The organism is Paraburkholderia solitsugae, assembly GCF_013177695.1.
In the GTDB taxonomy this organism is placed as follows: Bacteria; Pseudomonadota; Gammaproteobacteria; order Burkholderiales; family Burkholderiaceae; genus Paraburkholderia; species Paraburkholderia solitsugae.
In genome coordinates, this window is the sequence record NZ_WOEY01000001.1 from 1 (window position 1) to 7,970 (window position 7,970).

3 protein-coding genes and 2 pseudogenes are annotated in these 7,970 nt (G+C 63.3%); 1 reads left to right on the forward strand and 4 read right to left on the reverse strand.

Going from position 1 to position 7,970, the window contains the following annotated elements:
• Positions 1–673 precede the first annotated feature (673 nt).
• Positions 674–2,677 (forward strand): RNA polymerase sigma factor RpoD, encoded by a 2,004-nt coding sequence (gene rpoD, locus GNZ12_RS00005; RefSeq protein ID WP_172308431.1) that lies wholly within the window; start codon positions 674–676, stop codon positions 2,675–2,677.
• Positions 2,678–2,887: 210 nt separating this feature from the next.
• On the opposite strand, the pseudogene GNZ12_RS00010 reads toward rpoD, so the two are convergent.
• From GNZ12_RS00010 to GNZ12_RS00025, 4 genes and pseudogenes are all read right to left on the reverse strand, one after another.
• Positions 2,888–3,681, reverse strand: a pseudogene (locus GNZ12_RS00010) (YfaP family protein).
• Between the two features lie 22 nt (positions 3,682–3,703).
• Positions 3,704–4,483: a YfaP family protein gene (locus tag GNZ12_RS00015; protein WP_235993472.1), complete on the reverse strand. Its 780-nt coding sequence runs from the start codon at positions 4,481–4,483 to the stop codon at positions 3,704–3,706.
• 197 nt (positions 4,484–4,680) lie between these two features.
• Complete coding sequence (locus GNZ12_RS00020; RefSeq protein ID WP_407947667.1) at positions 4,681–6,618, reverse strand: DUF2300 domain-containing protein; 1,938 nt, start codon at positions 6,616–6,618, stop codon at positions 4,681–4,683.
• A gap of 11 nt (positions 6,619–6,629) precedes the next feature.
• Positions 6,630–7,970: pseudogene (locus GNZ12_RS00025) on the reverse strand (alpha-2-macroglobulin family protein); the annotation flags it as partial.

The window sequence follows — 7,970 nt, forward strand, 5'->3', positions numbered from 1 at the left end:
TTCCAGCAGACCCCGAAGGATCCACTGCGCGTCGCGCATCAAGCGCCCACACTTATCGGCTGTTAATTTTTAAAGATCGATTACGCACTCACTACCGAACCTGCACCGTTGTCGTCAACCTCACAACTACCCGGCACCGCTTCGTTCTGCGTCGCTGCATCAGCAGCAGAGAAACGAGATTATGGCGAACGTCTGCCACGTCGTCAACCCCCTTCTGTGAATTTTCTTTGGGACAAGTGCGAATCGACGCCAGAACTTGCATCTCCGCATGACGCCCCTATATATAGCAAGGCAACAGATTGCGAGCGCGTCGTGTGAGGGCGCGCGAGTTCATCTATAGTAGGAAGCTTGTCGTTAGGCTCGGTCAGCTATCGACGCGTCGCCCGTAACGCGCCTCCGCCCATGACCAGCGGGGCACGAGCGGGGGTGCGACACGAGCACACAACAAAATGGTGTGCTCACAATGAGCGCGAATGCGCAAGCTCGTATATACTACGAGCCGCGCGAATTTCGCACATTTCTATCGGCCCGCTTCGTGCGGGCTCATCTTTTTTGCTCTCCAAGAGCACAGCCAAACAACCGCGTTGAGTCACTCAGGTGATGTTGAGCCCATGCTCGAAACGCCTGACGGTAGCGTCTTGCGTCTCATAGCGAAGCCTCTAGAGGAGAATACGTGAACCCTTTTGATCGCGAAGATTCGCAACACGAAACTGCCGGATACACCGCCAAGGCGCCCGCAGGCCGTACAGCCAAGGGCAAAGGCGCAGGCAAAGCGATCCCCGTAGCGGCTGAACTGCCGCCGCAACAAGCCGAAGAGCGCCAGCGCCAGATGCGCGCGCTGATCCAGCTGGGCAAGGAGCAAGGCTACCTGACCCACGCGCAGATCAACGACCACCTGCCCGACAACTTCGCGCAGACGGCAGCGATCGACAGCATCGTCAGCGCCTTCAACGACATGGGCGTGGCGGTCTACGAGCAGGCTCCGGATGCGGAAACCCTGCTGCTCAACTCGAACGCCCCCGCCGTGGTGTCGGACGATCAGGCAGACGAAGAAACCGAAGTCGCACTGTCGACCGTCGATTCCGAGTTCGGCCGTACGACCGACCCGGTGCGCATGTACATGCGCGAAATGGGCGCAACCGAGCTGCTGACCCGCGCGGGCGAAATCGCCATTGCGAAGCGCATCGAAGACGGTCTTCACGAAATGGTGCAGGCGATTGCCGCTTGCCCGCTCGCGATCTCCGCCATTCTGGCGAGCGCCCAACAGGTCGCGGACGGCGACCTGCGGATCGACGAACTGGTCGACGGCCTGAATGAAGACACGGCCGCAGCAGAAGACGCCAACGCGAGCGCGGACGCCTCAGCGGACGTTGATGCCGACGCGACCGTCGATGACGACAGCGATAGCGAAGAAGACGACGACGCCGGTCCGGCCGACTCCTCGGCAGCGGACGAAGCACGTCTGAAGCAACTCACCAGCGATTGCCTCGAAATTTTCGCCCAGGTCGGCATCCTGTCCGACCAGATGAACGCCTCGCACACGCGCGGCGACGTCAGCTCGAAGGCTTATTTGCGCGCCCGCGAAGAGATCCAGCAACACCTCGCGAAGATTCGCTTCACGGCTCGCACGATCGACCGCCTGTGCGGCGACGTGCAAAGCCAGGTCGCGCAGGTTCGTGCGATCGAGCGCCGCATTCTGCAAATCGTCGTGACGAAGAGCGGCATGCCGCGCGAGCAGTTCATCGAGTCGTTTTCGGGTCATGAAGCCGACCTGGGTTGGACTGAACGTGCCGCGCGCGGTGCATCGACGTTCGGTGCGGCGCTCGAGCGCCATCTGCCGGCAATCCAGTCGGAACAGCAAAAGCTGATCGACATCGAAGCGACCGTTTCGCTGCCGCTCAAGCATCTGAAAGAAATCAATCGTCAGATGGTTGCGGCCGAGTCGAAGATGCGCAAGGCCAAGAGCGAGATGATCGAGGCGAATCTGCGTCTTGTGATCTCGATCGCGAAGAAGTACGTGAACCGCGGCATGCTGTTCCTCGACCTGATCCAGGAAGGCAACATCGGTTTGATGAAGGCGGTGGACAAGTTCGAATACCGTCGCGGCTGGAAGTTTTCGACGTATGCAACGTGGTGGGTTCGTCAGGCTGTAACGCGCTCGCTCGCCGACCAGGCGCGCACGATCCGCGTGCCGGTGCACATGATCGAAACGATCAACAAGCTCAACCGCATTTCGCGCGAGATCCTGCAGCAGACCGGTCAGGAAGCCCATCCGTCGGTGCTGGCAGAACGCATGGAGCTGTCGGAAGAGAAGGTGCGCGGCATTCTGAAGATCGCCAAGCAGCCGGTGTCGATGGAAACGCCGGTTGGCGACGACGGCGACGCCACGCTCGGCGACATGATCGAAGATTCGGCGGCTTCCTCGCCGGCTGACGCAGCGATGCAGGCCGACTTGCGCGCCGCCATCGACGACGCGCTCGACTCGCTGTCGCCGCGCGAAGCGAAGGTGCTGCGTATGCGCTACGGCATCAACACGAAGTCGGACCACACGCTCGAAGAAGTCGGCAAGCAATTCGACGTCACGCGCGAGCGGATTCGTCAGATCGAAAGCAAGGCAATGCGTAAGCTGATGCATCCGAGCCGCGCAGATCGCCTGAAGTCGTTCCTCGACCGCTAAGCCGGTCGTTGCGCTTGTCGTGCATCACGCACGGCAAGCGCATCTCCCTCTCCCCCTTCCGATTTGTCCACAGAAATTGTTCGCAAGCCTGTGGATATCCTGAGCAAGAGTCACACAACCCGTTGAGCGCGTTGGGATTTCACCCTCTGATCGCACCGGGTCGCAAGCGGCGGAGCACGCAGCCTGCGGGCAAAATACGCCGTCTTAGAGTTAAGGCATCAAAAACCTTTTCACGAGCGTCAGCTCGCCCGGTCTACGCATCGGCACCCGAATGGTTTCGCTTTTCTCGTTTGGCGTGTTCTCGTTCGTGATGATCGTGACCTGCGCGACGGTCATATCGCTGCCGCTGTTGCCGTTACCGAAGTAATTCAAATAGACCGATACGTGCCCTTCAAGGGCGCCGCAGACGAGTAAATCTCCGGCCCATAGCCGGTGGTCACATCCACGTCGAGCGAGCCGCCGTTCGGCGCAACGCGGTCCCCGTACCAGGTATGCACGCCGTCCGGCGACACGATGTGCAAGTCCAGATCGGTGCCATCGGTGTCCCATGCGAGCACCACGCGCAACTTCGGCTGAGTCTTGCCGCTGTACGCGTCGTAAAACTGCACGCGCTTGCGCGACCCATCCGGTGCGCGCAGTTCGACGCTGTTGCTGCCTGACGGAAACGCGTAAGGCCGTGCAAATTTGCCATCTTCCTCAATGCGCTGCGGCAATGGCGTACCGTCGACCACCAGCGTGCCCACCGTGGTGCCCTTCTTCTTCGGCGTGTTGCGGATCTGCCCTTCGATCCGCGCGAACGTCGACTGCCCTTCCGGCGTCGACACCGACACCGCCGGGTAATGCACGTCCTGTGTATAGCGCTGGCTGTCGCCGCTGGTGTTGCGCCAGCCGTTCAACGGTGCGCCGAAGTCGATATCGCTCGCGTGCGCCACCGTTGCCACCTGCAAACAGGCGACGACGAGCACCAAGCCAGCCTTCACCCAACCCGTCGCCTTGACCTTCATTGTCACCGCTCCCATCCCGCTATCAGAGTCGCTCGCTTTTCACGAGTATCAGGTCGCCGATCTTGCGCAGCGGCACGACCATCGTTTCACGCCGCTCATTCGGCGTGTTTTCATTGAACACCAGCGTCAACGCCGCGGTAATCACGTCGCGCTCGTGCGCGGCGGCGTCGAAGTTGTAGCCGGTCGAATCGAAGTTGCCCCAGTAGTTCAGAAAGAACAGCCACGTACCGTGCTCGGGCGCCGCCGACGAAAATATCCCCGGCCCCGCGCCATCCACCGAATCGACATCGAAACCGCTGCCGTCTTCGAGCGTCGGGTTGGCAAAGAACGCGTGCAGACCGTCCGGCGTAATCACGTGCAGGTCCACCTGCGATTTCGGATCATCCCACGTGACGATCGCGCGCAACTTCGCCTGAGGCTTGCTGCTGTCGGCTTCGTAGAACTGCATGCGCTGGTGCTGCTTGCCGTCGGCGGAAATAAACTCGATGCTGTTTGAACCCGCGCCGAATGCCCACGGACGCGCGAATGCGCCTTCGTCGTCGGTATAGAGCGGTGTCGGGTTGCCGTTGACGACCAGCGTCGGCGGCTTGCGCGCGTGTTTGTCGATGCGCTTCAGATGTCCTTCGATCAACGTGCGATAGCGTTGCGCGCCACGATCGACCGGCGGCCGGGGATACGCCGCGACGAATTGTTCGCCTTCGTTCGTTAGTCCGCTGTGGCGCCAACCGCCGAACGCGCCGGTCAGATCCGCGACCGCGCCGCCACCGCCATCCGCGCCAGCGGCTTGCACATTCGTCGCCATAGTCGCCGCCAGCACAGCCGAGGCCACAGCAATTGCCATGTGAACTCGAACACCGCGCGTAAGAGGCGGCAACGTAGCTGCCACGCGAACTCGACCGCGCTCCATAAGAGGCGCCAAGGCAATGGCCGCAGGAATTCGAACGCGGCGCATCACAGGGAGCGCACGGAACACGGCGGAAAGCGAACGCGAGATCGTGTTCATTGGATCGGATTGTCGGTGCGGATCAGCGTGCGCGCGGTACGTTCGACAAACGCTTCATCGAGGCCACGCGGATGATGCTGGAACGCAAGGTGAATGTATTCATGCGCCAACGCGATACGATCCTCCTCGGTTTGCAAGCGATAAACGTACACCCGATTACGCTGCGCGTCCTCATAGGGCCGTCCTTCGCGCACCTCGCACACGGCCGGCAGATCGGGCGTCTCGTAGCCGGCCGCGCCCTCCATGCGCCGCGCCCACAACGGCGCGTTGCGCTGCAACCATTGCTGAGCGCCGGCCACCTCGATGCAATCGCCGGATAACGGGCTCTCGAACGACGTCAAGGTCGCTTGTGGCCAGGTGCGCGCGAGAATGGCGTCGAAAGTGAGGCCGGTTTGCGCGGACGCCTTCGCGGCGAGCCAGCTCATCTGACCGGGCGCGGCCTTGTCGTGGTGATACTGAACCGGCACGCCGATGAGCACCAGTGCGTCAGTCAGATCAGCCGCGCGGCGTGCGGCCGCGGTCGGCATGCGCGGCAGGACGCGCTGCGTGCTGCTGCTGTCATCGATACGGAAGCAACCGTGATCGTGGTTGCCATGCTGCACGACGTAGGACCGCGCCGCCACCGCCAGTGCCTTGGCTGCCTCTGGCTGGCTCGTGTCGCCTTCCCGCTCGACCACCCGTGCGACGTAGTCATTCATCCCGAAGCGGCCAACCACTTGCGGCGCGCCCGCGGCGTCGCGATCCAGCCGCAGCTCGCCGCGGCTTTCCACACGCGCCCAGTTGCCGTTGACGAAGCCGATCCGGAAATCGCCACGCAGCGGACCGTCCGGCACCGCTGCCGGCCCTTTGTCGCCGAGTACCTGGCGAATCGGATAACGGCTGAAGAAATCAACCAGTACGCACGCGTTGTCGTCCGGTACGGTGACTTGCGTGAGCAACGGCGCAACGCGCGGCGCAGCGGCCGCCAGCACGCGCGCGCTACCGCCTGGGCCGCCCAACCACACCGGCGTGCCGTCGGCGAGCCAGCCTGCCGCACCGCCGATCGAGGCGCCAGGCCGCGCCGGGTCCGGCATCGTCCACGTCTTGGCGCGCAGCACGCTGCCGTACAGCGACACGGTGCCCTCACCGCGCCCGCTCGTCAGCACCGACACCAGCGTACTCGCCGCTGCTTCACGCGGCCGTGCCGGCATCGCCTGCAAGGCGGCGAGCAGGTCGGCCACCGGCACACGGCGCGTCGGCGTCATCGCGTGGAGGTCGCGCAGCCAGGCGGGCGCATGCGCAGCCGTCCAATACTTGCGCCAATCGGTGGGATCGAGTTGCAGGCGCGCAGGTTCGAAGAAACGTCCGCACGACTGCACCAGCGCATGTTCACGGTCGATGTGACCGCCCGTCATACAGCAATACACTTCTTCAGGATCGCCGCCGCTGCAGGTGTAATCCGGCGTGGCGATATTGCGGTCGACCAGATAACCATAGACAAACAGCTTCCACACGCTGCCGAGCGGCGTCTCCAGTGTCGCAGGCAGGGGACGTGCGGACTGTGCCGCGAGACCGTCCCCGGCGGCGCCGGCGTTGAATTGCCAAAGCTGCGATTGACCGTTGCGCAACCAGGCGAAGTGCAGCATTTGCGCCGAGGATGCGGGTGACGGCGTGGTTGGCGATGTGGTTGACGTCGACTTTGGCAATGCGCTTGACGACGACGTTGACGACGCATTTAGCGATGAGCTTGGTGCCGACTTTGACGACGCAATCGGCAACGAGCTTGGCGCAGCCGCTAGCGACGCGGTCGGCGATGCGGTAGCCGCAGTCGCGGTCGCACCCGCACCCGCACCCGCACCGCTAAAAACACACCCCGCCCCCACGGCGAGCGCGACCCGCAACGTAGCGCCCAGACGATCGCGCGAGTGCCGAAGAGCGGAGAAGGCGGAGTACATAGCGGTCTCGCTTACTGAATGCGCAGGGTCATCACGCGATCGCTCTTGCCGCCTTCGAACGCCTTGGCGTCCGGCTGATACATGCGGAAGTAGCGCGCGGGCGGCAACGCGAACGTGCCCGGCAATGCAAAGCGCACCAGTTGCCGCAGCGTCACCGGACGATCGAGCAAGGGCACCGGCTGGTGATAAGCCAACTCACCCATCTCAAACGACGCGGCACGCGCGAACGGCTGCGGACCGCTTACCCCTTCCTTCTCACCCGGCAAACCGTCGATCGACACGCCCCAGCTGGTCGCCTCGACATCGCCGCCCGGCGGCAGCGGCACGTCGAGCAGACCGTAGTGGTACGCGTTGCCGGAGCGCGGCGTGAGCGTGACTTCGTCGACGTACAACGCATTGCTGTCGATCGCATCACCCTGCTTCACGAGACGTGCGGAAAATGCCGAGCGACCCAGGTGGCTCTCGGCGCTCGCTTTCTTAGGATCGACCGTGACTTCCAAAGGCTCCAGCTTATAGAAACGCCGTTCGACGGTGATGTTCAGGCGGCTATCCTCGCTCGTATGGCTGCGGAACGAGACCAACGCGTTGACGTCGGTGCGCGCGGCGCCTGCATCGAGCGTGGCCGGCAACGCAGCACCGGTCCACTTCCACAGCGGCGTGCCGGTCGGCGTCGCAGCGCGCGTCCAGCCCGTACCTTGCAGCGACGGCAGCGAAGCCGCCGCCACATCACCGCCGAGCGCTTTACGCACCCACAGCAACGTCAATGCGCGATCGAGCGTCGGATAATCAGCGCTGCTTTTCGCGAGCAAGGCCGACGCATCGACCGCCGCGCCGCCGTCGCCACCTGTCATGTAAAGCAGACTTTGCACGAGCGGTGCGGGATCGTTGGTCAATGCCGTACGCGCGGCGCTCGCCGCCGCATCAAAGCCGTCCGGCAGTTGAGCACTCGTGCTGCGCGCCATGTTGGCGATCAGCAGTGTCGCCATCTGCTTGCCGCGTGGCGAATCGGCTTGCGCGAACACGATGCTGTCCGACGCGCCATATGTGGCGCCAACAGAAGCCGCCTTACCCGTGGCCGCTGCATCGTTCACCAAATCCGCCGCGACACCCGAAACCGGCGTCGCGACCGGCAAGCCCATCTGCTGCAGGAACCAGAGCGCCAGCGCGCGATGCAACAGCGGCTCTTTCGCACCGGCATCGCGATAGACGTCCATCGCATGCTGCCAGTTGTCGGCGGGCAGCGTAATGCCAAGACTGCGGCTCGCGAGCCAGTCCGCGTAATAGGCGTAGGCGGTAATCAGCGAACTGCCGCCGGTCGTATCGCCCCACCAGCCGAACGTGCCGCCGACGCC

Bases quoted from the DNA above. Each gene is read 5' to 3' on its own strand.
- GNZ12_RS00020 (WP_407947667.1), bottom strand. From the start codon at position 6,618: ATGTACTCCGCCTTCTCCGCTCTTCGGCACTCGCGCGATCGTCTGGGC.
- GNZ12_RS00015 (WP_235993472.1), bottom strand. From the start codon at position 4,483: ATGGCGACGAATGTGCAAGCCGCTGGCGCGGATGGCGGTGGCGGCGCG.